General features: G+C 68.6%; 21 protein-coding genes, 1 tRNA gene and 2 pseudogenes. 13 read left to right on the top strand and 11 right to left on the bottom strand.

What is annotated here, in order from left to right:
• Nucleotides 1–27: 27 nt before the first annotated feature.
• The 4 genes from ACFHYQ_RS01115 to ACFHYQ_RS01100 form a co-directional block, all read right to left on the bottom strand.
• Nucleotides 28–570, bottom strand: a complete 543-nt coding sequence (locus tag ACFHYQ_RS01115; RefSeq protein ID WP_394299142.1) for a hypothetical protein — start codon at nucleotides 568–570, stop codon at nucleotides 28–30.
• Nucleotides 567–851, bottom strand: coding sequence for a DUF211 domain-containing protein (locus tag ACFHYQ_RS01110; RefSeq protein WP_394299141.1), 285 nt, complete (start codon nucleotides 849–851; stop codon nucleotides 567–569). The genes ACFHYQ_RS01115 and ACFHYQ_RS01110 overlap by 4 nt, the downstream gene beginning before the upstream one ends.
• A 54-nt stretch (nucleotides 852–905) precedes the next feature.
• Nucleotides 906–1163, bottom strand: a complete 258-nt coding sequence (locus ACFHYQ_RS01105; protein ID WP_394299140.1) for a Chromate resistance protein ChrB — start codon at nucleotides 1161–1163, stop codon at nucleotides 906–908.
• A 94-nt stretch (nucleotides 1164–1257) separates the two neighbouring features.
• The gene (locus tag ACFHYQ_RS01100; protein WP_394299139.1) at nucleotides 1258–1569 is read right to left on the bottom strand and encodes a hypothetical protein; all 312 of its coding nucleotides are present in this window, start codon (nucleotides 1567–1569) and stop codon (nucleotides 1258–1260) included.
• Between the two features lie 202 nt (nucleotides 1570–1771).
• On the opposite strand from ACFHYQ_RS01100, the gene ACFHYQ_RS01095 reads away from it, so the two are divergent.
• From ACFHYQ_RS01095 to ACFHYQ_RS01075, 5 genes are all read left to right on the top strand, one after another.
• Nucleotides 1772–1909: a hypothetical protein gene (locus ACFHYQ_RS01095; protein ID WP_394299138.1), complete on the top strand. Its 138-nt coding sequence runs from the start codon at nucleotides 1772–1774 to the stop codon at nucleotides 1907–1909.
• A 188-nt stretch (nucleotides 1910–2097) separates the two neighbouring features.
• Nucleotides 2098–2640: an NUDIX domain-containing protein gene (locus ACFHYQ_RS01090; protein ID WP_394299137.1), complete on the top strand. Its 543-nt coding sequence runs from the start codon at nucleotides 2098–2100 to the stop codon at nucleotides 2638–2640.
• A gap of 110 nt (nucleotides 2641–2750) precedes the next feature.
• Nucleotides 2751–2960 (top strand): hypothetical protein, encoded by a 210-nt coding sequence (locus tag ACFHYQ_RS01085; protein ID WP_394299136.1) that lies wholly within the window; start codon nucleotides 2751–2753, stop codon nucleotides 2958–2960.
• A gap of 221 nt (nucleotides 2961–3181) precedes the next feature.
• Nucleotides 3182–3913: a sulfite exporter TauE/SafE family protein gene (locus ACFHYQ_RS01080; RefSeq protein WP_394299135.1), complete on the top strand. Its 732-nt coding sequence runs from the start codon at nucleotides 3182–3184 to the stop codon at nucleotides 3911–3913.
• An 82-nt stretch (nucleotides 3914–3995) separates the two neighbouring features.
• Nucleotides 3996–4319 carry a PepSY domain-containing protein gene (locus tag ACFHYQ_RS01075; protein ID WP_394299134.1) on the top strand — a complete coding sequence of 108 codons (324 nt, stop codon included), beginning with the start codon at nucleotides 3996–3998 and terminating at the stop codon, nucleotides 4317–4319.
• 196 nt (nucleotides 4320–4515) lie between these two features.
• Here the strand turns inward: ACFHYQ_RS01075 and ACFHYQ_RS01070 are convergent.
• Nucleotides 4516–4827 (bottom strand): annotated as a pseudogene (locus ACFHYQ_RS01070) (hypothetical protein); the annotation flags it as partial.
• Between the two features lie 536 nt (nucleotides 4828–5363).
• Complete coding sequence (locus ACFHYQ_RS01065) at nucleotides 5364–5996, bottom strand: DedA family protein (RefSeq protein WP_394299133.1); 633 nt, start codon at nucleotides 5994–5996, stop codon at nucleotides 5364–5366.
• 322 nt (nucleotides 5997–6318) lie between these two features.
• Between ACFHYQ_RS01065 and eno the strand changes: the two genes are divergently transcribed.
• A complete protein-coding gene (gene eno / locus ACFHYQ_RS01060) occupies nucleotides 6319–7617 on the top strand; it encodes a phosphopyruvate hydratase (RefSeq protein WP_394299132.1) in 1299 nt (432 codons plus the stop codon).
• Between the two features lie 663 nt (nucleotides 7618–8280).
• Nucleotides 8281–9624, top strand: a complete 1344-nt coding sequence (locus tag ACFHYQ_RS01055) for a PP2C family protein-serine/threonine phosphatase (protein WP_394299131.1) — start codon at nucleotides 8281–8283, stop codon at nucleotides 9622–9624.
• A 197-nt stretch (nucleotides 9625–9821) separates the two neighbouring features.
• On the opposite strand, the gene ACFHYQ_RS01050 is transcribed toward ACFHYQ_RS01055, so the two are convergent.
• Nucleotides 9822–9898: transfer RNA gene (locus tag ACFHYQ_RS01050), tRNA-Ile, on the bottom strand.
• 286 nt (nucleotides 9899–10184) lie between these two features.
• Between ACFHYQ_RS01050 and ACFHYQ_RS01045 the strand changes: the two genes are divergently transcribed.
• From ACFHYQ_RS01045 to ACFHYQ_RS01035, 3 genes are read left to right on the top strand one after another with little or no spacing between them, the layout of a single operon-like run.
• A complete protein-coding gene (locus tag ACFHYQ_RS01045; protein WP_204010476.1) occupies nucleotides 10185–10580 on the top strand; it encodes a TraR/DksA family transcriptional regulator in 396 nt (131 codons plus the stop codon).
• Complete coding sequence (gene lspA / locus ACFHYQ_RS01040; RefSeq protein ID WP_394299130.1) at nucleotides 10544–11125, top strand: signal peptidase II; 582 nt, start codon at nucleotides 10544–10546, stop codon at nucleotides 11123–11125. Before ACFHYQ_RS01045 ends, lspA begins: the two co-directional genes overlap by 37 nt.
• A complete protein-coding gene (locus ACFHYQ_RS01035) occupies nucleotides 11118–12047 on the top strand; it encodes an RluA family pseudouridine synthase (RefSeq protein ID WP_394299129.1) in 930 nt (309 codons plus the stop codon). The genes lspA and ACFHYQ_RS01035 overlap by 8 nt, the downstream gene beginning before the upstream one ends.
• Here the strand turns inward: ACFHYQ_RS01035 and ACFHYQ_RS01030 are convergent.
• The 3 genes from ACFHYQ_RS01030 to ACFHYQ_RS01020 form a co-directional block, all read right to left on the bottom strand.
• Nucleotides 12031–13287 (bottom strand): serine/threonine-protein kinase, encoded by a 1257-nt coding sequence (locus ACFHYQ_RS01030; protein WP_394299128.1) that lies wholly within the window; start codon nucleotides 13285–13287, stop codon nucleotides 12031–12033. The genes ACFHYQ_RS01035 and ACFHYQ_RS01030 overlap by 17 nt on opposite strands.
• A gap of 52 nt (nucleotides 13288–13339) precedes the next feature.
• Nucleotides 13340–14986 carry a serine/threonine-protein kinase gene (locus tag ACFHYQ_RS01025; RefSeq protein WP_394299127.1) on the bottom strand — a complete coding sequence of 549 codons (1647 nt, stop codon included), beginning with the start codon at nucleotides 14984–14986 and terminating at the stop codon, nucleotides 13340–13342.
• A 131-nt stretch (nucleotides 14987–15117) separates the two neighbouring features.
• A complete protein-coding gene (locus tag ACFHYQ_RS01020; RefSeq protein WP_394299126.1) occupies nucleotides 15118–17598 on the bottom strand; it encodes a serine/threonine-protein kinase in 2481 nt (826 codons plus the stop codon).
• 297 nt (nucleotides 17599–17895) lie between these two features.
• Here ACFHYQ_RS01020 and ACFHYQ_RS01015 point away from each other — a divergent pair, with 297 nt between their 5' ends.
• From ACFHYQ_RS01015 to ACFHYQ_RS01005, 3 genes and pseudogenes are all read left to right on the top strand, one after another.
• Nucleotides 17896–18882, top strand: coding sequence for a chorismate mutase (locus ACFHYQ_RS01015; RefSeq protein ID WP_394299125.1), 987 nt, complete (start codon nucleotides 17896–17898; stop codon nucleotides 18880–18882).
• A gap of 69 nt (nucleotides 18883–18951) precedes the next feature.
• Nucleotides 18952–19718, top strand: a pseudogene (locus tag ACFHYQ_RS01010) (PHP domain-containing protein); the annotation flags it as partial.
• Nucleotides 19627–20292 carry a hypothetical protein gene (locus tag ACFHYQ_RS01005; RefSeq protein ID WP_394299665.1) on the top strand — a complete coding sequence of 222 codons (666 nt, stop codon included), beginning with the start codon at nucleotides 19627–19629 and terminating at the stop codon, nucleotides 20290–20292. The pseudogene ACFHYQ_RS01010 and the gene ACFHYQ_RS01005, both read left to right, overlap by 92 nt.
• Here ACFHYQ_RS01005 and ACFHYQ_RS01000 read toward each other — a convergent pair.
• Nucleotides 20255–22903, bottom strand: coding sequence for a transglycosylase domain-containing protein (locus tag ACFHYQ_RS01000; protein ID WP_394299124.1), 2649 nt, complete (start codon nucleotides 22901–22903; stop codon nucleotides 20255–20257). The two genes, ACFHYQ_RS01005 and ACFHYQ_RS01000, sit on opposite strands and share 38 nt — an antisense overlap.
• Between the last annotated feature and the right edge of the window lie 25 nt (nucleotides 22904–22928).

Below are 22928 nucleotides of genomic sequence, written 5' to 3'. Positions count from 1 at the left end.
CACACGAGATAACTTCCTTACGGGCGTTCACAGGATGCGCAGCTGCAGTCCGACGGCTGTGACGCACACTCCTCCGATCACCAGTGCGCAGCTCCAGCGCAGCCGGGATCCCCCTACCGCTGTGCCGATGCCCGTGCCGAGAACCCCGAGAATCAGCAGGCTGACAGCGAGGGGAAGCCACGAGGGCCCGGGAACGGCCGCGCCGATCAGCAGCGGAATCAGCGCGCCGAAGAAGCTCGCCAGGCCCGCCACCGCCGTGGCCACCCCCGCTTCCCGGATGACCACGCCGCCCAGCCGTGTCGCCGCCAGCCGTCCGGGGGAGGTGAGGTTCAGTTGCCGGGAGGCCCGTGCCAGCTGGCCGCGAAGCTCGGAATATTCGGCGATGTACACGGTGAAGACGGCAGTGACAAGCGCCACGGTGGCAACCCGCAGACCGACCTGGATCTGCGCACGCTGCCCGTTGAGGATGGACGTCGCGGCCAGGATCAGCGCGTTCAAGATGCCATCCGACACGCCCAGGACAAAGGGAAGCAGCAGCTTCTCCGCGCTCCTGCTCGGAAGAAGTCTCATCTGGACCGCTTGATGCCCTCGATGATCCTCGTCCCGGAGACGAGCTGGTCCACGCTGTGGACCATCGCCCCGGTGCCTTCGATCGCCTTGACCAGTCCCGGCCAGTCGATGCCGTCCCCTTCCACGGTCACATCCATGCCAACGGTTTCGATATCGATCTCCGTGACCGTGATGTTCACCGCTTCTACCCCGGTGACCTTCTCCACCTGCACGGCCACGTCGACGATGTCGGGACGCTGGATGCCCTTGTCCACATCCAGAACGATCCTGCGTATCCTCACAAGAACCTCCCCCAAGCCATTGCTCCTGCTCAGGCGTCGGGCCAGGTCAGATGGTCAGCCGCCGTAGCTGTCCTCGCCATAGACACGGGCCGCGAACCCCTCCAGGGCCTCGCCGCACCGCTCCAGCGCGGCGGCAGCCTCGGCCTGCCGTGAGGGAGCGCGCTCCGTGCCTGGGCTGTGCGGGAGCGCCGCAGCGGAGTTCTGCAGGTACACCGCTCCCAGCCTCTTCAGCCGACGCCATACCGTGGCGCGCAGGCGCGTCGGTTCGCTCGGCACCCGGTAGATCAAGACCATCCACATCACGTCGCTCATGCCCTGCAGTGTCCCGCGCACGAACCAGCGATGTGGACGCCATACACCCCTGCCCGTACGCCTTCCACGGAAGGGGCAAGAGGAAACCAGATCGTCAGCCCTTGCGGCAGTGCAGGCGGTACAGCTCACGGCCGGCGATATCCTCGGCCAGCGCGTGCATCCACGTGTCCACCCACACCCGGTACTGAGCGGGCGCACCTGCGCGCAGCCGCAGGCGCGGCGGCATCGGCCGGGGCGCCGCCCACGCGGCGATCCCGGCTTCGGACATCGCGCCAAGCAACTCGCCGACCTCGCTCTCGTCGACATCCACAAGCTCGCACCACGTGGAGGCATGCAGCCCGTTGCCGAACCCCTGCCAGGGCAACCAGTACAGGCGGTCGAACCGCTGCTCACAGGGCTGATACATGGCACACATGAGGACCCCTCTCACAATCGGAGAGCAGGACCCATCGGCCGTCACGGCGCACGGTCGTCTGTCGACCTCGGCGGGATCCACCACCAGCGGGCCAGCCGCTTCTTCCATGCTATGCCGCCAACCACGCGACGTCATGGCCCCGGCGACCGGAGATGTGCAACGCGCGCAGGCGTCACCCCGAGGGCGTTCCAGCGTGGCGGACGTGATCTCGGCGCGCTCCGGCGGCCACCTCGACCTGCTACTCGGTGCGGGGCCGGCCGACGACGCGGCCGTCTCCAGCTGGCTGACGGCGGCCCGTGCCGTTCTGCACCCGGAAACCGGTCCGGCATGAGGCCCGCCGCTCTACGGTGCCACGTAGACTGGGTGGCAGGTGAGGGATCCCACCCGGGCGGGCGATCAAGAGATAGGCACGCCCGAACCGCCGCCGAGCGCTGATGGTTCCTGACATCCAACGGTTCCCGACACTAGGCAGACGTTGCCCGCCTGAGAGGGGCCGATGATCTGTCAGGGAGGCGCGTCATGAACGACGGCATCCTGGTACGGCTGCGCTGCTCTGTGATCGTGTTCCGTGACGGGAAGATCCTCCTGGTACACCGGGACCAGGACGGAACCGACAACTGGGTGCTCCCGGGCGGGGACCCCAGGCCGGGGGAGGGCATGGCCGCCTGCGCCCGACGGGAGGTGCTGGAGGAGACCGGCCTCCACGTCGATCCGGCCCGCTGCGCGTTCGTGTTCGAAGCGATCGACCCCACCGGCACGCAGCGCACCCTTGAGATCGTCTTCCTCGCCACCCGCCCCGTGACGGGAGACCTGCATTCTGTCGAGCCCGGCCTGCTACCCGTCTTCGTTTCTCTCGACTTGCTGGGCAGGTTGCGGCTGCGCCCGCCGATCAGCGGGCACCTGCGGGGGCTGCATGACCGTGATCTTCCACCGACCGTTCCGTTCCTCGGCAACCTGTGGCGCCCGCAGCCCGCTCTCGACATAGGCGCCGGGATCAGTGGCTTTTCGCCGTTCGGCCGATGGTCAGCGGGAGGAAGAGGCCGAGCGCGACGGCTTGAGTAACGAGGGTGAACACGACGACCGTGGTCAGCGAGTAATCGTACAGCGCGCCGATCATCGTGGAGCCGGCCAGCCAGGCCAGCCCGTAGACGGCGGTGAAGATCCCGTAACCGGTGCAGACCACGGTGCTGAGCGGGCTGGGCCTGCTGTTCACGCCATGGCTGTTCGACTCCGCCTTGCTGCTGTCCGGCCTGGTAACCATAGCCTCAATCGTGTTCCTGCTGGCCTTGCTCAAGGCCGGCCACTTCACCGCCACGACCCTGTCGTTTGCCGCCGTGTTCTACCTGGTCTTCGCGGCCGGACTGATCCCTCTGCTCACCTGACACCCAGCGCCCAAGCCACGTGGCCCTCTGCGGCAACATGACGAACAACGCTGGCCGCGCCCGACACGGTGGGACTGCATCTGCCTCAGCCAGTGTCGCCATGGATCATGTACTTCCTGTGGCAGTGGATATTTGGCCGGGGTAGAGGAGGAACGGGAACGGGCATTGGCGCTGCGCGGTCTTTCCCGGTCGCGCGCGGGGGAGGCGGGGAGGCTGTGCCGGTGATCGCGCACCAGGTGCCGACCCTACTCGCGGCGTCGGCCGCCGTGTTCGTGCTGGCCGTGCTCTCCGCCGTGGCGGGCTTCGGCGGCGGGGTACTGCTGCTGCCGGTGTTCACCGCCCTGTTCGGGCTGCGGACGGCGGTACCGATGTTGACCTTGACCCAGTTGTCCAGCAACGGCTCTCGTGCCTGGCTCAACCGCCGTGACCTGCACTGGCCATTGATCGGCTGGTTCGCCCTCGGCGCCGTCCCGTTCGCCATGGCCGGCGGACTGCTGCTGGCCCATGCTCCGCTCGGCCCGCTCAAGCGGCTGCTCGGAGTGTTCCTGATCAGCGTGGTGGTCTGGCGACGGCTCAACCGGTGCCCCCGCAAACCGGCCGATCGGGCTTTCGCCGGTGTCGGTGCCGCCTCGGGGATCGGCTCGGCGCTGCTCGGATCGGTCGGCCCGCTGACCGCCCCGTTCTTCCTCGCCTACGGATTGACCCGCGCCGCGTACATCGGCACCGAGGCGGCAAGCACTCTGACCATGCACCTGTCGAAGATCGCCGCTTACGGCGCCGGGGACCTGCTCACCGTCCGAGTGCTGCTCTACGGCATCGTCCTCACCCCCTCCGCCCTGGCCGGTGGCTGGGTCGGTAAGAAGATCGTGGGGCGGATCAGCGACCGGGTGTTCGTCGTCGTCGTCGAGATCGGCCTGATCGCCGCCGGCGTGCTGTTCCTGATCGGTTTGTGACAGGTCTGGGAGGCGCGGAGGTTTGCCTGATCTTAGCGGCTGCTTAGCGCGTCGCTAGGGCGATTTCGGCGATCCTGGCGCTATGAGAAGAGCAATCGGAATCGCATCTGCGAGCTTCATCGTCATCGCCGTGCTGGCCGGTGGCGGGGGCGCTGCCGTCGCCGCCATCGACACCTCCTCGTCCGCCTCCGTCGCGGTCTCCGCCGAGGACGTGACCATTGGGCAGGCGGTCAAGATCGCTAAGAAGCGCGTTCCCGGTGCTCGTGTGAAGGAGGTCGAGCGGGAACGAGAGCACGGCCAACGCACCTGGAAGGTCGAGCTCCGCAAGGGAAACCAGGAGTACGAGGTCCACGTCTCCGCCTCGACGGGAGAGGTCACCAAATTCGAGAGTGAACCGGAAGACTGATCGGGTGCATGCAGTCCAGCAGCCGCCCAGCGGGCTAATCGCCTGCGGGAAGTAGATATTGTCTACGGCCGCACCACCAGGGGCGCCCGTGTGCGGCGAGCAGGAACCCCAGCCGTGCACGGAGCTCCTTGAGTACCCGCTCCGCGATCAGCTCCTCCCACTCGTTGAGGACCAGGCCCGAGATGAAGTCCGCGCAATCTCGTACGGACAACTTTTGATCGATCGACACTGCCGGGGACAGGCCCTCGATGAAATCGACGTCCGGTCTGTCGAGCTGCCCCAGGAACTGTCGTGCGTACGTCGACAGCGACTCCACGTAGCGACGCCGACCTTCGGCGAACACACTGTCGAAGGCCAGACCCGATTTACTGGAACCGGATAGACCGGTAATGACGATCAGGCTCTCGCGTGGCATCTCCAGGGAGATGTCACGCAGGTTGTGCTCGCGCGCTCCGTGCACCGCGAGATGCTGAGCGGCGCCGGTTCGTTCCCTGGTGTCCGTGGTCATGCGGTCTCATCCGAGTGCTGCGTGTCAGGAGCCGCGGGACGCGCTTTGACGGGGCAAGCGAAAATCACCACAGCCCATCCACCGTGTTCTAGCCGGAACACCGCCCGCGCCGCCGCACCCTCGGCCCACAGCCGATCGGCCTGCCGCATAGCGGCCCGCCGGGCGGCAGGGCCGGTTCCGTGCCGTACCACGCGCTGGATCCGGTCCCCTGCGCCGTTCATGATCTGCCTCCGCCCGGCAAAACTTCGGGCGACATGATCGAGTAACGCCGCTGCGGGGTATCAGACTGCCAACGTTGTGGCCGGTCGATGACGACGACCAGATCTGGTGACCTCGTCAACCCGGAAGCGGCCCTTGTCGGAGGCATCCGGTCCTCCCTGCGTCAATAGCAGGGACCGTCGGCGGCAGTATGCACGCGGTTGGCGGTGGGCCCCTCCACCGTCTGCCACTTTCCAGCCTATGAGCGTCTGGCCCCTCGCGCCATGAGTCTTCGCGGAGAGCGGCCCGCGGGACCGGGGTGGACCGTGACGTGACCGTCAATGGGGTGAGCCTCTGCCCCCAGGCGCACCTGCCCGGCGTCGCCGAAGATGCCATATCACCAGGGCGGTCACCACAATCGCGGCCAGGAGGGCTGCGACTACGCTGCCGGCGATCTTCTCGACCTGCCGGTACGCGGCTCCGGCGAAGTAGCCCAGCAGCGTGTACCCGACTCCCCAGAGCATGCCACCCAGTACGTTGAACAGCAGGAACTGTCGATAGCGCATGTGGGAGATGCCCGCCAGCGCGGGCATCGTGGCGCGGAAGAACGCGAAGAACCGTCCCAGGAACACTCCTGCCGGACCCCATCGGTGAATCAGATTCTGGGCCTGCGCCACACGGTCTTGGTGGCGCCGCAGGGGCCGCGCGGTCACGATTGTTGAGCCGAAGTGGCGGCCGACCTGGTAACCCACGCTGTCTCCGGCGACGGCGGCCAGCACCACGACCAGCCCCAGCCAGTACACCGACACCTTGCCCTGGCCGGCGAGCACGCCTCCCAGAAGGACCGCGGTCTCCCCCGGAAGGACGAACCCCAAGAACAACGCGTCCTCGGCGAACACCAGTGTCGCCACGGCCGCGTAGACCACGGGACCCGACAGGCCCCCGAGCCAGTCAAGCAAGGGATCACCCACGTGTGCTCCAAACTCTCTCGCAGCAACCCGTCTCCTCCTGTTGGGGATCAGGTGCCTGTCTGTCGAGTGATCCCGTGATCTCTCCCTTTCAGAAGGCCGCGGCCGCCGGTCCCCGGCCGCCGAGGAAGGGTGGCTCCGCCGGTGAGCGACCGCTGAAGTACCCCGGATGGGGAAGAAAGCATGGTGGACATGTACGTGATGTCCCCGACAGGAGGATCATCGGCACATTTCAGCAAGGCCACCTGCCGACAAGAACGGCGGTGACAACGGCCGACAGGGGTTGATGGCCGTTCGGCAGCAGCCCCGGCTTGGAGGGGAACCGGTGACCCGTTTCGAGATCATCAATGTGGACGCGTTGGAGATCCTGGACTCCCGCGGTCGCCCCACGCTCTCGGTCCATATCGGCCTCGCCGACGGCTCAACCGGCTGGGCGGGAGTGCCGTCCGGAGCCTCCACCGGCAGCCGTGAGGCGGTCGAGCTGCGTGATCACGAGGACGACAGCCGCTACGGCGGAGCGGGCGTGCTCAAGGCTGTCGGCTCTGTCGAGGGCGAGATCGCCCGCCTGCTGCGGCGCTGCGGTTGGACATCCCTTGCCGAAGTGGACGAGGCCCTCGTCGAGTTGGACGGCACGGACGACAAATCCCGCCTGGGGGCGAACGCGATCGTCGGTGTGTCGATGGCATTGGCCAGAGCACTGGCGGCACGAGAGGGCGGGTTGCTGTACGAGTACCTCGTATCGGAGCAGGTCGCCCCGCGCCTGCCGGTTCCGCATTTCAACGTCCTGAACGGCGGCGTGCACGCGGCCAACCCTCTCGACTTCCAGGAATTCATGATCGCGCCGATGTGCGCCACATCGATGAGCGAGGCCGTACAGATCGGTGCGGAGGTATATGCGGCCCTGCGCCGTCGTCTGGCCGCGGAGGGCCAGACGACCACACTCGGCGACGAGGGCGGCTTCGCACCCCAGCTCACCGACCCTGAAGAGGCCTTGGCACTGCTGGTCACGGCCACCGAGAACGCCGGCTACACCCCCGGCCTGCGCGGCGTGGCGATCGCGCTCGACCCGGCGGCCTCGGAGTTTCGCGAGCCGGATGGGTCCTACCGGGTGGGCCGGGCACGGCTCTCGACATCGGAGCTGATCAAGCGGTACGCGGTCATGATCGAGGACTATCCGATCTGGAGCATCGAGGACGGCCTGGCCGAAGACGACGAAGATGGGTGGCACAGCCTGACCGGCCGGCTCGGCGACCGGATCCAGCTCGTGGGGGACGACAACTTCGTCACCAACCCAAAGATCATCAAATCGGCGATCGAACGAGGCATCGGCAACGCCGCGCTCATCAAGCTCAACCAGATCGGCACGGTCACCGAGACTCTTCAGGCCATCGCGCTGTGCCGGGACGGAGGCTACGCGCAGATGATCTCACATCGATCCGGGGAGACCCACGACGACTTCATCGCCGACCTGGCCGTTGCCGCGGGCTGCGGCCAGATCAAGTCGGGAGCCCCGGCCCGGGGTGAGCGGGTGGCCAAGTACAACCGCCTCCTGGAGATCGCCGCCCACGATCCCCACCTGCCGTTCGGGCTTCCCGGCGTGATCAGTCGCCGCCACGCGTTCTGATCGACCTTCCCGACCGGCAACCGCTTCGGCCTGATTTTAGAGCTCGGTCACGCTGGCTACACCTCGATGAAATGTGCCACACCGACGTAGAATAAGAAGTGCAAGATAGTGCGCGGCGGTGGATCCCGCCGAGGCCGCATCGTGAGCGGCCGACTTGTCGAATGGCCGATGGGTCCTGCTCCTTAGCGGAGGTGGGCCTATGCACGCGAAGTATCGGTAGGTCAGGTGCACCTGCGAGCGCTGCTTCTGGTTGCGTTGGGGCGGCCACGGGAACGGTGGAACACGCCTCGTGAGTCCGTCCAACTCATGAACACGGACGAGACCGAGGTAGACCTGCTACTTGCGGCGCTGCTGGGCGCTCGCATTCCCGCCCGGTCAGCAGGGGTGGGACCGATGGCGGCATGCCCAGCCCGAGGACGTCTCCTATCTGATGGCACCGCGCGAGCTTTCGTATCGGTACCACGTCTCCAAATCAGTCGATGCTCGCGGTCATGCCTTTCACGACGAATAGGCGCTCTCCAGCGGCGAATCAATACCCCGGCCTGATTTCACGGAGGCTTGCTGAGCACCGACAAATAGAAGTACTGCAAGGACATCGTGACGTGGTGGCCCCCTCCCCGTCGGCTGACGGTGAGGGGATGGCGTGATTTGAAGGTGACTGGCGTGGATACTCGGGAGACCATGATGCTGAGTGCAGGCGAGCGAGTGCTGGCCGACCTGCTATCCGCGGCGCGCGTGAGTTGGCCAGACCGGTTGGCGGACCTGGTGATGGACCACGGTGGGCCTCTAGGGGTCCGAGACGCGGTTATATACCTGTCTGACCTGCAGGAACTGGTGTTAGTGCCATTGCCCGCCACGGGTACGAAAACCGGCGGCCCTCTACAAGGTGCTGGAAAGGATGGCAGACACCGGGGAGTGACGCGGATTGAGGGGACCGTGCCAGGGCTGGCGTACCGCGAACTGACCGTGGTGACATCCGAAGAAGACTGTGATGCCACCTACACTGCGGGTCTTGATTCCGCTCGACGAGGGTGCAAAGTGTGGCTGCCGCTACTGGACGCGAACGTCCGTCTAGGGGTGCTGGAGCTATCGTTGGAGCACCTGGATGAGCATGTGCTGCAGCGATGCCAGATGCTGGCCGACGTTGTCGCATTGCTGGTCGTCAACAATGGCACCTACAGCGACACCTTCGCTCGCACGCGTCGGCGTGAGCCCATGCAGCTACGCGCGGAGATGGTGTGGGCGTTCATGCCCGGCAACACCTTCGTCACCAAAGACGTGGCGATCAGCGCCGCCCTTGAGTCGGCCTATCAGGTCGGCGGAGACGCATACGACCTGTCCAGCACAGGTGAGACGGTGCACGTCGCGGTGTTCGACGCCACTGGTCACGACTTGGTGGCCGGACTGGTGGCAGCCGTTGGATTGGCCGCCTCCCGCAATACGCGCCGCGCCGGCGGCACGCTGGCTGACATCGCCACCTTGACCGACAGTGCCATAATCGAGCAGAATTTCGAAGAGCGCTTCATGACCGGCCTGCTGATCAATCTGGACGCGGCCACCGGCCACCTGGAGTGGGTCAACTGTGGGCATCCTCCACCGCTCCTGATCCGCAAAGGCAAGATCAAGGAACTTGCCCGTGTCCCCGAGCGACCAATGGGGCTGCTGGAGGGGACCAGCCCGCAGATCCACCACGAGCACCTGCAACCTGGAGATCGGGTGCTGTGCTACACGGACGGTGTCACCGAAGCCCGCATGTCCGACGGCCAGTTGTTCGGTCTTGATCGCCTGGTCGACACCATCATCCGCACCGCAGTCGCCGGCATGTCCACCGCCGAGGCCTTGCGCCGCCTCATCCACGGCCTGATCAGCGAACAGGGGCGGCTAACCGACGACGCCACCGTTACGGTCCTGGAATGGCGCCCGGACAATCCCGGTGCTCTTATCCGCCCAACGCTCCAAGCCCTACCCAAGACGCGCCCTACCCTCGGCCACACTGGCGGTCAGTAGGAGTGCGGGCCGACCCGCTGACTTGAACCCTGGACTGCCCGCTCAGTCTGCTTAGCGAGTGATCAAGGTGCCCGTGGAAACTCACTTGAACTCGTTGGTGCCCGCTGGTGACGGTGAGCGCCACGGTCAAATGACGGTCAAACGATCAAGAGACCAGATCCGTAGACTTGGGATCCGGCCTCTGAGCTGGGACTTCGTGGTGGGGCTACCTGGACTCGAACCAGGGACCTCTTCCTTATCAGGGAAGCGCTCTAACCGTCTGAGCTATAGCCCCGCTGGACGCCGTCGCGCCATCGTAGCGTACCCGGGGTCGCGGATGTCGCCAGATGAGCGGAGGGGACGCGGGTGGGTAGGACCGGGCACGCCTGGGAATACGTGGGAGGAACATACGGAGATGCCGCGATTGTTGTGCGGGTAGGCGCCCTTCACGGGCGCCGTGTGTCTTCGTGGACGTCCAGGATGACGAGGAGGAACCGGGCCGATGTGTCACCGGTCGCCTCCGAACTGCCCGGACCAGCCCATGTGCTCCATCACCGCTCCTGAATAGAGGGAGGCCCGCAATGGCCACGCGCACGGCGAGAACCGCCACCAGCGAAGACATCTGGTCCGAGGACGAGCTTGCCGAGGTCCGCGAGCGGTTGCTGCATGAGGTCGACGAACTGAACGCCGACATCGCGCGGGCTGAGGCGCAACTGGCGTCGGGGGATGTCAGTCAGGGCGCTGGGGACGATCCCGCTGACGCCGGGGCGAAGACATATGAGCGCGAGCGTGAGATCGCCCTTACCCTGAATGCGCGAGAGTTGCTCGCGCAGAACGAACGGGCGATAGCCCGTGTCGACGCAGGGACCTACGGAGAGTGCGAATCGTGCCACAAGCCGATCGGCAAGGAGCGCCTTCTGGCGTTCCCGAGGGCGACGCTGTGCGTAGCGTGCAAGCAGCGGGAGGAGCGCCGCTGAGTGAGGAATCGCAGAACCGCCCCCCTCGGGCGCGCAGGGTAGCCGTCCTCGCCACCCTGGCGGCGGTGATCTACGCGCTCGATCTGGTGAGTAAGTTCCTGGTGGTGGAATTCCTCGAAGACAAGGAGCCCGTCACCGTCATCCCCGGTGTGCTGGTGCTGAACGTGATCCGCAATCCCGGCGCGGCGTTCAGCATCGGCACCGGAATGACCGTCGTCTTCAGCCTGATAGCCGCTGGCGTGGTATTCGCGATCATTCGTACGGCACGGCGGCTGCGCAGCCTGCCCTGGGCGGTCACGCTCGGTCTGTTGCTCGGCGGGGCCGTGGGCAACCTGACGGACAGGATCTTCCGGGCGCCGGCTCCGCTCCAGGGCCACGTGGTCGACTTCGTCCAGGTGTTCCCCGTGACCCGGTTCCCGGTGTTCAACGTGGCGGACTCGGCGATCGTGTGCGGCGGCATCCTGGCCGTGTTCCTGGCCTGGCGCGGCTACCAGATCGACGGCACCCGGCACAACGAGCAGGAGGTGGAGGAGACCGATGGGTGACCGGCGTAGCCTGCCCGTACCCGACGGCCTGGAGGGCGAGCGTCTCGACGCGGCTCTGGCCCGCCTTTTCGGTTTCTCCCGGACCCGGGCCGCCGAACTGATCGCCTCGGGCGAGGTGCTGCTCGACGGATCCGTCCCGGCGAAGTCCGACCGGGTCCACGCGGGAGCCTGGCTCGATGTGACGATCCCGCCGCCACCCGCCGCCCCGATGCCGGTGGCGGAGCCGGCGCCGGGCATGACGATCATCTATGAGGACGACGACATCGTCGTGGTGAGCAAGCCGATCGGCGTGGCCGCGCATCCGACCGTCGGCTGGACCGGCCCCACCGTGCTCGGCGGTCTGCTGGCCACCGGGCACCGGGTGGCCACGAGCGGGGCGGCCGAGCGACAGGGCATCGTCCACCGGCTCGACGCGAACACGACGGGCGCGATGGTCGTGGCCAAGAGCGAGCACGCCTACTCCCGGCTCAAGCGGGCGTTCAAGGAGCGTACGGTCGACAAGCGCTACCGAGCGCTCGTACAGGGCCACATGGATCCGCTGCGGGGCACCATCGACGCGCCGATCGACCGGCATCCGTCCGGGGACGGCCGGTTCGCCGTCGTGGCCGGAGGCAAGGAGTCGGTCACCCACTACGACACCGTCGAGGCGTTCCGGGCGGCCTCTCTGCTCGACGTCAAGCTGGAGACCGGCCGGACCCACCAGATCCGGGTCCACCTGTCCGCGCTCCGGCATCCCTGCGTCGGCGACTTTCTGTACGGCGCCGACCCCACCCTGGCCGCCAGGCTGGGGGTGGCCAGGCAGTGGCTGCACGCGGCGTCCCTCGCCTTCGAGCATCCGTCGACGGGGGAGTGGATGTCGTTCACCAGCGATTATCCGGCCGATCTGGCCCGCGCACTGGAGATCGTCAACGCCGAGAGCTGATCCTCCTGTCCTCGCCCGGCTCTCCCTTCGGTTGGGTTTCAGACCGGGCGATGGGCTTCGCCGCTGACTTGTCCGCTGGAGGCCGGGCCGTTCTGGTGGCGTAGACCGTCACTGTGGGCGTGCCGACCGAGGATTCGGGCACTTCGGCGGCGTCGGTTCTCGCGGTCACGAATGCCAGTGCGCCCACGGCCAGGCCGACGAGCACGACCAGGGCGGATGCACCGATGGCGGTGTTCCACGGCGAGCGCCGCGCCCGGGGTGGGGCCTGCGGCACGGGGGAGCCGTACCTATAAGTGAGTGTGTCCGGGATGAGCGGGCCGGGAGTGGGCGCGGTGGCCTCGGTGACGGTGTCGGAGCGCGGAGCGCGGCGAGGACCCGGTCGCTGAGCCGGCACGATGGGGCCGGTCGACTGTCCCGTGGCCACGTTGTGCAGGTGCCGCGCGGCCTCCTGCGCCGTCATCCGGTACGCCGGGTCCTTGACGAGCAGGCCGGTGATCACCGGCGCCAGCGGTCCCGCGTGGCGCATCGGGCCGGGGTCCTCGTGCATCACGGCGGCCAGCGTCGCGAGCGCGTGCCCGCGATGGAACGGCGACCGCCCCTCGGCGGCCACGAACATCGTCACGCCGAGCGACCACAGATCCGACGCCCACTCCGTCCGCGTGCCCGCCGCACGCTCCGGGGCGATGAACGCGGGTGTGCCCACCAGCATGCCCGCATGCGTCAGGGGCGAGTCGCCATCCATGGCGGCTATTCCGAAATCGGTCAGTACGGCACGGCCCTCATCGGTGATGAGCACGTTGTCGGGCTTCACGTCACGGTGCAGGACACCGGCGGCATGCGCGGCGCGCAGTGCGGCCAGTACCTGCGCGCCGATCTCGGCCACCCGCTGGGGCGGCAGCGCGCCCTTCTCCCGGATGATCGACCCCAGGGTGCGCGACCGCACCAGCTGTAGCACGATCCAGGGATGGCCGTTCTCCTCGAACGCGTCGTACACCGCGGCGACACCCGGATGGCTCAGCCGTCCGGCGGCCCTCGCCTCCCGGAGTGTCCGTACCATGAAGATTTCCCGGTCCGGCCCGGTCAGCTCGGCCGCCTCCCGGAGTTCCTTGACGGCGACCTCTCGTTCCAGGACCTGGTCGACGGCTCGCCACACGACTCCCATGCCGCCGTGCCCGAGCGGCTCGATCAGGCGGTAGCGCCCCGCCACGACTCGTTCTGAGATCGTCTGCGCATCAGCCATGGACCACGCGCTACCCACGGCATCCGGGGGCTAACTCCCCGCGACGTCCCGGCTATCGCGGGCGGAATGTGTCGGCGAACACCCGGAAGTAGGACAGTCCCGTGGTCCAGCGGGCGTCCGCGACCTGCCAGTAGACGGCGAAGCAGCGGCCGTCGGCCAGCCGGAACCCCCGGTCCAGCACCCGAACCTTGCCAGATCTGTGGGTGGCGGTGAACTCCCAGTCCGCCGCCGGGACTCCGCGATAGCGCAACGGTTCCAGCCTGATCCGCTCGTAGCCGGGCAGCAGGCCTTTCCCGGTCGAGTTCGCCTCGACCAGGGCCAACTGGGCGAACGGATCCTTCTCCTCCCACCGGGTGACGTCGATCAGCAGGTAGTCCGGGTTCCCCGGGCGGCGGAACCACACCCGGGCCGCCTCACGGTCGTACGCCTTCCAGCCGCGCGGGAGCGCCACCGAGAAGCCCAGCGGATCGTGGTGCATCGCCCAGCCCCTGGGCAACGACCTGCTGGGGGTCGGTGAGGGTGTCTGCGAGGGGGCTGGTGAAGGCGGGGGAGTGGTCGCCTCGGTCGGTGGGGGAGCCGTGGGGGGAGACGAGGGCGGCGACGACGCGTCCGCTGAGGCGGAGGGCCCGGCGATCAGTGTGTGGTAGCCGTACCAGCAGCCCGTTCCGAGTCCGGCGACCAGCAGGGGAAGCAGGGCGATCATGATGACGCGGCTCCGGCCGGCACGCCGGACGGTACGGCTGTCGGCCGGGCTCGGCACGGTGCTTCCCGAGCCGCCCGGGGAGCACATCGGGGGCGCCGTAGGGCGAGATGCCGAAGGGGCCGCCGGGCGGGGGTGGACCGTGTGGCCCCCTGCCCGACCGCCCGCCGAAACGGCGCCGAGCATCTCGGCGGTCTCCACCGCGTCGATCCGCCGGGCGGGGTCCTTGTGGAGCAGGCCCATGATGACGGGGGTGAGCGGGCCCGCGCGGCGTGGGGGTTCCGGCTCGTCGTTGATGACGGCGGCCATCGTCGCGATGGGCGTGTTGCGCTCGAAGGGCGGCCTGCCCTCGACCGCCGCGTACAGGGTCGCCCCCAGCGACCACAGGTCCGACTCCGGCGTGGCGGGCAGGCCGTTCAGCCGTTCCGGCGGCAGGAACGCGGGGGTGCCGCTGATGGAGCCCGTCATGGTGAGCGCGGTCTCCCCGGGCAGGGTGGCGATGCCGAAATCCGTCAGCACGACCCGGTTGCCCGCGCTGAGCAGCACGTTCTCCGGCTTGACGTCACGATGCAGCACTCCGGCGGCGTGGGCCGTGCACAGCGCGTCCAGCACCTGCAGGCCGATGGCCGCCACCCGCTCGGGCACCAGCGGCCCGTGCTCGCGCAGCACCTCTCCCAGGGATCGGGCGTTGACGAGCTGCATGACGATCCAGGGCCGCCCGTCCTCCTCGATGACGTCATGGACCACGACGACGTTCGGGTGGTCGATGCGGCCGGCGGCGCGTGCCTCACGGATGGTCCGCAGGTTGAACTCTCTGCGGTCCTCCTCGCTCATGGGGTGACAGAGGACCTCTTTGACGGCCACCGGACGGTCCAGCAGTTCGTCGTGCGCACGCCAGACGACCCCCATGCCGCCGCGGCCGATGGGTTCGAGCAGGTGATATCTGCCTGCCACACGGTGCCCGTCCCGCACGCGGCCCCCCTTCTGGAACTCCTGCATCGTCCCACAATTCGGGCCTACGCAATGCGGGGCCGTACGAGCACGGCACAGAACAGACTGTTGAGGTCTGTTTATTGCATTTTGCCCCTTTTATTCGGGGTCAGTGGCCATCCGACGGACAAGGCGCTGTTTCACTTTGCGGGCTTGAAGGTGGCGGCGATGGTCTCGAAGAGCTTCCTCTTCTCTTTCCAGTCCTTGTCCCGGGTCTTGTAGAGCAGCGCGTAGCCGTTGTTCTTGTCGGTGACGAAGCCGCGATCGATCACACGAGACCGGTACCGGCTGTCGCCGAAGGTGAACTCCCAGTCGGCCGCGGTCTTCCAGTACCCCTTGACCTCCCTGATCTCGATGAGCTTGTAGCCGGGGAAGTTCCGGCTCATGCCCGGCGCGTCGCGCCGCCAGACCTTCAGAGCGTCCGACTCGGGACTGGAGGTGTGGTGGACCTCCAGGTAGGTGTGCTCGTTCCCGCGGAGGCGGACCTCGCCGTTGCCCTGGCCGTCGACGTGCCATCCCTTCGGTAGTGCGAGGGAGAACCCGCTTGGGTGCTTGTACTTGTGCCAGCCCTCGGGGACGTCGGCGGGCTCCGACGCCGCGGGGGTCGGGTTCGCCGTGTCGTCGGGTGTGGGCTCGGGCGAGGGAGACGCCTGGTCGTCTTCCGCGGAGGGGGAGGCCACAGGTGGGGCGACCTCGGCCTTCGGCGACTTCTTGCTCTTGGGCGATGCCTCGGCCGGGGATGACGCCGTGGTCTCCGACGCCGGGCCGAGCGTCTGGGTGGACGAGCGCTCGCCGTCACGCAGCCCCAGGTAGCCCGCCACTCCCGCGATCACCACGAGCACCGGCACCAGCACGAGCGCCACCTTCACGAGGGGCATCGGCCGCCGCTCGACCGGGCGGGTGCTCGCCGGCCACTCCGTACTCGGCTGGGTGGGCACCGCCGCCCCGGCCGGGTCCGGTAGGGCAGGCGCCGGCTCTTTCGCGATGCCGGCATGGACTGGTACGGCCTTCGCCGCCGGGGGCGGCGCCTGCGACCCGGTCTCCGGCATGGGCATGGCCGTACGGCGCGCCTTCCCCGAGCCGGGGGAGGAGTCAGGGGAGGACTTCTTCGCCTCGGGGCCGTCATCGCCTTCGGCGGTTGCGGCTGAGGAGTCAGCCACACCGTTGGAGGCCGATGCGACGTCACGATCGGACGCGGCGTCGGACTTGCCAGGCTTCTCGGCGTCGTCCGTCTCGGCTTTCGGGGGCGCGGCCTTGCCGGAAGGCTTGTCTTCCTGCGCCCTGTCTTCCTGTGCCTCGCCTCTTTGGGGCTTACCGTCGGTGGCCTCGTCGGCGGCCGCCGTACCGGGTTCGGACGTACCGGGCTCCGCCTCGCTCACGGGGAGGCCGTCGGCGCCGAGAGCGGGGAGGGGCGAGGTGATCTCACCCGGGTCTGCCGCGTTCCCTTCGTCCATGCCCGAGCCTGAGAGCGGCTTGCGATCTCCCTGGCTCGGCTTCCCCTTGCCCGAGGGACTCTTGCCCGAGGCCTGCTTGCTCGAAGCCTTTTTGCCCTGGCCCGACGGGGCTGAATCGGGGGCCGGTGCGCCGGAGGCGGAGACCGCCCCGGCCGTGGCGGCTGCCGGGCGGGACGGGCTCTTGGCCGAGGGCGCCTTCCTGGTGGCGGCGGCGCGGTCGTCCTCGACAGGCTGGGGCCGTTTCGCCTCCGCGGCGTACGGCCTGGCCCCGGCGCGAGAGGCGTCGCCACCTGTCGTGCCCGCTTCGGGTGCCGGGGACTTCGTCGCCGTTCCAGCTGGGGCGGCGGGAGCGGCGGGGTGGGCGGCCTGCCGCAGCAGCCGGGTGATCTCGTCGTATCCCGGCCGGTCTTCTGGTTCCTTGGCGAGCAGCCGGGTCAGCACCGGGCCCAGCCGCCCGGCGTGCTTGGGCGGCACCGGCTCCTCGTTGAGCACGGCGTGCATGGTCGCCATGGCCATGCCCTTGTCGTGGGGCGGCCGGCCCTCCACCGCCGCGTACAGTGTGGCCCCCAGGGACCACAGGTCGGACTCGCGCTGGGCGGGCGACCCGCGAAGCCGTTCCGGCGGGATGAAGGCCGGGGTGCCGACGAGCCCGGTGCGGGTCATCGTGGAGTCCGCCTCGATGCGGGCGATCCCGAAGTCCGTCAGCACCACCCGGCCGTCCTCGGCCAGCAGCACGTTCTCCGGCTTGACGTCGCGGTGCAGCACGCCCTGCCGGTGGGCGGCACGCAGGGCGTCGAGGACCTGCAGGCCGATCTCCGCCGTACGCTCCGGGGTGAGCGGGCCGTCCTGCCTGATCACCTGTCCGAGTGACCGGGACGGCACGAGCTGCATGACGATCCAGGGCCGGTCGTCCTCCTCGATCACGTCGTGGACGACGACCACGTTGGGATGGGTGAGCCGACCGGCGGCGCGGGCCTCGCGCATGGTCCGCCGGTTGAGATCGCTCAGCTCGTCGCCCATGGCGCTGTCGAAGCGGACCTCCTTGACCGCGACCTCGCGATCCAGCAGCTCGTCGTGGGCCCGCCACACGACACCCATGCCACCCCGGCCGATCTGCTCCACCAGGTGGTACCGGCCCCCCACGAGCCGGCCTTGCGCTTGCGCCATCTAATCCCCTCCCGGACGGAAGAATCGTCCCACGGATGGCAAAGGGATCAACTCGGGCGAATCGCTACCGATCCACCTATTCCGGCATATGAGACAGAACGCTTCGGGCCCGCCGACGCGGTGCTAAGGTCGGAGACATGGCTCAGTGCTTCACGTTTACGCAGCCGGCTCCGGGAGGGCCGGTCGCGCGATCGTGAGTTAGCGACCATCCGGAGCCGGCTGAAGGCAGAGACGCCCGTCTCTGCCTTTTTGGTTTGACTCAGCCGGCTCGTGGGCCGGCCTGACAGTGGAGGCCATATGTCGAACGCAGCCCAACTCGACCGCCGAGCCGTACGGGGCCGAGCCGTACGAGTGGGAGATCTGGCCATCGGCGATGGCATGCCCGTCGCCGTGATCGGCGGGCAGGACGCCCGATGGCTGAGTTTGCGCGGCCATCATGGCGGGATCCCGGCTGACGAGGTGATCTGCCGGGCTCGGGCGGGCTGGGATGGGCCGCTCCTGGTCGAGCCGTTCTCGGCCGCCGACCTGGACGCGATAGCGCGGCATGCCGACGGAGTGGTGGTCGGCGCGGCATGGATGCAGGACTTCGCCCTGGTCCGGGCGGTGGCGCGGCTCGGCCTGCCGGTGATCGTGCAGCGCGGCCGGGCCGCCACGCTGGAGGAGTGGCTGGCCATCGTGGACTACTGCGTCGCCGAGGGCAACGACCTGGTGGTGCTCTGTGAGAGCGGCAGCCGTACGCCTCTGGAGGGGGTGCCGCTCGACCTCACGCTGATGCGGGCGGCACGGGAACGCTCGGGCCGTCCCGTGATCGCTTCGATCGGAGGCGGGGACGGTGGCGCGGATGACGGCGTGCTCGCAGCCGCGGCGGTGGCGGCCGGAGCGGACGGCCTGCTGCTCGATCCCGGGGCCCCTCCCGCCGTGGTGATCGCGGCGCACGAGGCCGCGACGGTGCTGGCCCCCCTCGTACGGCCCGAGGCGCCCGCCACTCTGGCCGAGGCGAGGGCGGCGATCGACCGGGTCGACGCCGCGCTCGCGACGCTCCTCGAACGCCGGGTGGCACTGGCCGGGACCATTCAACGTCTCAAGCCCGTCGGCGGCTTCCAGGGGCGGGACATGGAGCGTGAGCGACGGCTGGTCGCCGCGATGGCATGCCGCGCGCCCCGGCTGGGCGAGGAGCGGCTCGCACCGGTGATGAACGCCGTGATCGAGGCGGGACTGCGGCTCGCCGAAGCGGAACGCGGGGATGCGCGACTCCGGTCCCATGGGTCCCCGGATCACGCGTAAGCTCTGACGCGCGGGGCGCGCGGCATGCGCCGGGCAGCCCGGAGGGCGGCGTGGCGAGTTGGGGGTCCCATGGGTGATTCGTTTGTTCATCTGCACGTTCACACCGAGTACTCGATGCTGGACGGAGCGGCCCGGCTGAAGCAGATGTTCAAAGTCGTGGGCGAGCTGGGCATGCCCGCGATCGCGATCACCGACCACGGCAACATGCACGGGGCGTACGACTTCTACAAGCAGGCGACCGCCGCCGGGGTGAAGCCGATCCTCGGCATCGAGGCCTACGTGGCGCCCGAGTCGCGGCTGCACAAGAAGCCGGTCCGGTGGGGCGAGCCGCACCAGAAGGGCGACGACGTCTCGGGCAGCGGTCACTACACCCACATGACGATCTGGGCCCGGAACAAAGCGGGCAGCACAACCTGATGAAGCTCTCCTCCCGGGCCTACACCGAGGGCTTCGTACGCAAATGGGCCCGGATGGACGCCGAGATCCTCGCGGAGCACTCCGAGGGCCTGATGGCGACCACCGGCTGTCCTTCCGGCGAGGTGCAGACGCGCCTGCGGCTGGGGCAGTACGACGAGGCGCTCAAGGCGGCCGCGAAGTTCCAGGAGATCTTCGGGAAGGACAACTACTACCTGGAGGTCATGGATCACGGGCTCGACATCGAGCGCCGGGTCCGGGACGGGCTCATCCGGATCAGCAGGTAGCTGGACATCCCGCCGCTGGTCACGAACGACTCGCACTACACCTATGAGTCCGACGCCTCCGGCCACGACGCGCTGCTGTGCATCCAGACCGGCAAGCAGCTCAGCGACACCGACAGGTTCCGGTTCGACGGCACAGTGGGTCATCGAGTCGCTGATCAAGGCGGGGGCGTTCGACTCGCTCGGGCACGTGCGCAAGGGCCTGATCATGGTCCATGAGCAGGCCGTCGACGCGATCATCGACATCAAGAAGAACGAGGCCATCGGCCAGGACTCGCTGTTCGGCGCGGCCGACGGCGGCGAGGACCAGACCTTCGACGTGCAGATCCCGCCGGGGGAGTGGGACAAGACCACGCTGCTGCAGTTCGAACGCGAGATGCTCGGCCTGTACGTCTCGGATCACCCGCTGCTCGGCGTGGAGCACATCCTCGCCTCGGGCGCCGACTGCTCGATCGCCGCCCTCCAGGACGAGAGCCGTCCGGACGGTCAGATCATCACGGTGGGCGGCATCCTGTCGGGCACTCCGCCGGTGGTCGGCCGCCTCAAGGAGGTGCTCACCACCCATCCGGGCACCACCGAGGTTCATCTCCAACTCCGCAACGGGCCGCGCACGACGGTCATGCGCCTTGACGACCGGCTCAGGGTGACGCCCTCACCCGCGCTCATGGGAGACCTCAAGCAGCTCCTCGGCCCCGCCTGTCTGGGTGCCTGACGTCTGGGCGCTTGGCATCCCGGTGCCTGACCCGGCTCCCGTTCTGCTTGGGCTGTTTCCTGGCCTCGGCCGGCTTGGTCTTGACGGGTCTGGTCTTGACGGGCCTGGTCCTGGCCGGCATGGTGCCGGCCGGCCGGGTATGGGCGGGCCGGGTATGGGCGGGCTGGGTGGCTGACCGGCGGCCGCGCACCACCCGGTCGGCCTGCCGTTGAGGCCGCGGTGAGGACCGGCCTGAGCCGGGGGAGGTCCGGCTCGTACCGGAAGCCCTCTGAGCCCCGACCCCCGCGCTGTTCCGCGTCCCATGTGTCCGGGTCTCATGTGTCCGGGTCCCGCGGGTTCGGGCCACCTTGGCGGTCTGTGCTCCGTGAACCGGGACGTTCGTCCGGGCGACAGGGCTCGCCTCGCCGGTCTGCGTGGTGCCGGTCTGGGTCTCCCCGGTCTGGGCGGCGTTGGCCTGCTGCTCGTCGTGCCGTCTCTCGCGGCGCTCGGCCTCCCGCTTGCGCTTCTTCTTCTCCTTCTCGACGAACTCCTTCAGCCCAGGCGTGAAACCGCCACCGAACCGGTCCATGTCGGGCGGGACGAAGTCGTACGCCGGGGTGCCCCGCAGGGCCTGCCGCATCGAGTCCACCCAGATCGGACCGGGCAGGGACGCCCCCTGCACGGCGCCGTAGTAGCGCCCGCCGATGGTCACGCCGGTGAGCGGGTAGCGGTAGGAGCCCCGGATGTCGCCGATGCTGACCGCGGCGGCGAGCGTGGGGGTGTAACCGGCGAACCAGGCGGAGGCGTACCCGTTGTTCGTGCCCGTCTTGCCCGCCTGTGGACGCCCGATGGACTGCCCGCGCATCGTCCCCCTGGTGAAGACCCCGCTCAGCACGTGGTTGACCGCGTCGGCGACCTCGGGTTCGAGCGCGGTCACACAGTCCTGCGGCACCTGCCTGCGACTGCCGTCCTTCCCCACAACCGCGGTGATCGCCACGGGCCGGCAGTAGCGTCCGCGCGCCGCGAACGCCGCGAACGCGGCGGCCACCGTCGTCGGGTCCATCTCGTTGGCGCCGAGGGTGAACGTGGGCACCTCGTGCAGCGGTTGGCCGTCGGCCCGCGCGATTCCGAGCGCCTGTGCGGTCCTGACCACGTTGCACAGGCCGACATGGCGCTCCAACTCCATGAAGAAGATGTTCACCGAGTTCCAGGTGCCCATCTCCAGGCTGAGCGGCCCGCCCCGGCCCTCACCGCCCGCGTTGTGGATCGTCGTCCTGGGGTCGTTGACGGCCTTGCCCGAGCAGTTCCGGTAGCCGCCGGCCGGGACGAAAGCCCCGGGGATCTGGAACCCGTCGCCGAACCGCATGCCCTGCGACAGCGCAGTGGCCAGTGTGAACGCCTTGAACGTCGATCCCGCCTGCAGGCCGAGTCCGCCGCCGTGCGCCTGATCGGCGGCCAGGTTGTAGGTGGTGCGCGGCCCGAGGCTCCGGTTCTTCGGGTTGCGCCCGTACCGCTTGCTGACCGCCATCGCCCGGATGAACCCGGTGCCCGGCTCGATCATGCTCTCGGCGGCCACCTGGGGGTCCCGGGGGCGTACCCGGGCCGAGATGGCCCGCTCGGCCGCCCGCTGCGCCACCGGGTCGACCGTGGTCCACAGCGTGAGCCCGCCCCGCTGGAGGCGCCGCTCGCGCTCGGCACGCGTGCTCCCGAACGCGGGATTGGTCAGCACCTCCTGCTGCACGTACACGCAGAAGAACGGGTAAACGCTCGCTCCGCATCCGCCGGGCTCCGCCCGCATGCGCAGCCCCAGCGGCATGCCCTGTGCCGTTCGCGCGGCACCTTGTCCTATCATCCGCAGTTCGGCCATCCGGCCGAGCACCAGGTTACGCCGGTCGAGCAGTCGCGCCCGCTGCTCTGCGCCGATCGACGGATCGGTGACGTACGGCGCCCGCACCGCTCCGGCGAGCGTGGCCGCCTGGGGGAGCGTCAGGTCGGCGGCGTCGACGCCGAAGAATCGCTGGGCGGCGGCCTGCACCCCGAACGCGCCGGCGCCGAAATAGGCGATGTTGAGGTATCGCTCCAGGATCTCGTCTTTGGTGTACTTCTGCTCCAGCGCCAGCGCGTAGCGCAACTCGGTGATCTTGCGGTGGATGTTCCGTACCCGGGCCAGGGCGCGCTCGTGGGGGGTCTCCGCCTGGGTGACCATGATGTTCTTCACGAGCTGCTGGGTGATCGACGAGCCGCCCTGTCGGATGCCGCCCGCCCTGGTGTTGGCGATGAGCGCCCGCAGCGTGCCCTTGACGTCCAGCCCGCCGTGCTCGTAGAACCGGGAGTCCTCGATGGCCACGATCGCCTGCCGCATGGCCGGAGCGACCCGGTCGAGCGGCACGGACTGCCGGTTCTGGTAGTAGAACTGCGCGATCTGCCTGCCGTTCCGGTCCAGCAGCCGGGTCATCTCGGGCAGACGGTCCTCGCTGGGCGGCGGCGGCAGGCGCGTGAACATGGACGTGGCGTTCCTGGCGGCCAGGCCGGCCCCGCTCACCAGCGGCATGGCCAGACCGGCGACCAGGATTCCCCCGGCCGCGCCTGCCAAGCCCAACGCGGCGACAGCGCCGAGTAGACGAGAGGTCACGGAAATATCAGTGCGACCTCGGGAT

The sequence above is a fragment of the Sphaerimonospora cavernae genome (assembly GCF_042435035.1).
In the GTDB taxonomy this organism is placed as follows: Bacteria; Actinomycetota; Actinomycetes; order Streptosporangiales; family Streptosporangiaceae; genus Sphaerimonospora; species Sphaerimonospora cavernae.
The sequence above is the reverse complement of the archived record's forward strand: the minus strand, read 5'-3'. Positions and strand labels throughout refer to the sequence as shown.

Coding starts and splice junctions, on each gene's coding strand:
- ACFHYQ_RS01015 (WP_394299125.1), top strand. CDS start 17,896: ATGTCGAACGCAGCCCAACTCGACCGCCGAGCCGTACGGGGCCGAGCC.
- ACFHYQ_RS01020 (WP_394299126.1), bottom strand. CDS start 17,598: ATGGCGCAAGCGCAAGGCCGGCTCGTGGGGGGCCGGTACCACCTGGTG.
- ACFHYQ_RS01035 (WP_394299129.1), top strand. CDS start 11,118: ATGGGTGACCGGCGTAGCCTGCCCGTACCCGACGGCCTGGAGGGCGAG.
- ACFHYQ_RS01075 (WP_394299134.1), top strand. CDS start 3,996: ATGAGAAGAGCAATCGGAATCGCATCTGCGAGCTTCATCGTCATCGCC.
- ACFHYQ_RS01045 (WP_204010476.1), top strand. CDS start 10,185: ATGGCCACGCGCACGGCGAGAACCGCCACCAGCGAAGACATCTGGTCC.
- ACFHYQ_RS01090 (WP_394299137.1), top strand. CDS start 2,098: ATGAACGACGGCATCCTGGTACGGCTGCGCTGCTCTGTGATCGTGTTC.
- ACFHYQ_RS01025 (WP_394299127.1), bottom strand. CDS start 14,986: ATGCAGGAGTTCCAGAAGGGGGGCCGCGTGCGGGACGGGCACCGTGTG.
- ACFHYQ_RS01005 (WP_394299665.1), top strand. CDS start 19,627: ATGAGTCCGACGCCTCCGGCCACGACGCGCTGCTGTGCATCCAGACCG.
- ACFHYQ_RS01115 (WP_394299142.1), bottom strand. CDS start 570: ATGAGACTTCTTCCGAGCAGGAGCGCGGAGAAGCTGCTGCTTCCCTTT.
- ACFHYQ_RS01030 (WP_394299128.1), bottom strand. CDS start 13,287: ATGGCTGATGCGCAGACGATCTCAGAACGAGTCGTGGCGGGGCGCTAC.
- ACFHYQ_RS01105 (WP_394299140.1), bottom strand. CDS start 1,163: ATGAGCGACGTGATGTGGATGGTCTTGATCTACCGGGTGCCGAGCGAA.
- ACFHYQ_RS01100 (WP_394299139.1), bottom strand. CDS start 1,569: ATGTATCAGCCCTGTGAGCAGCGGTTCGACCGCCTGTACTGGTTGCCC.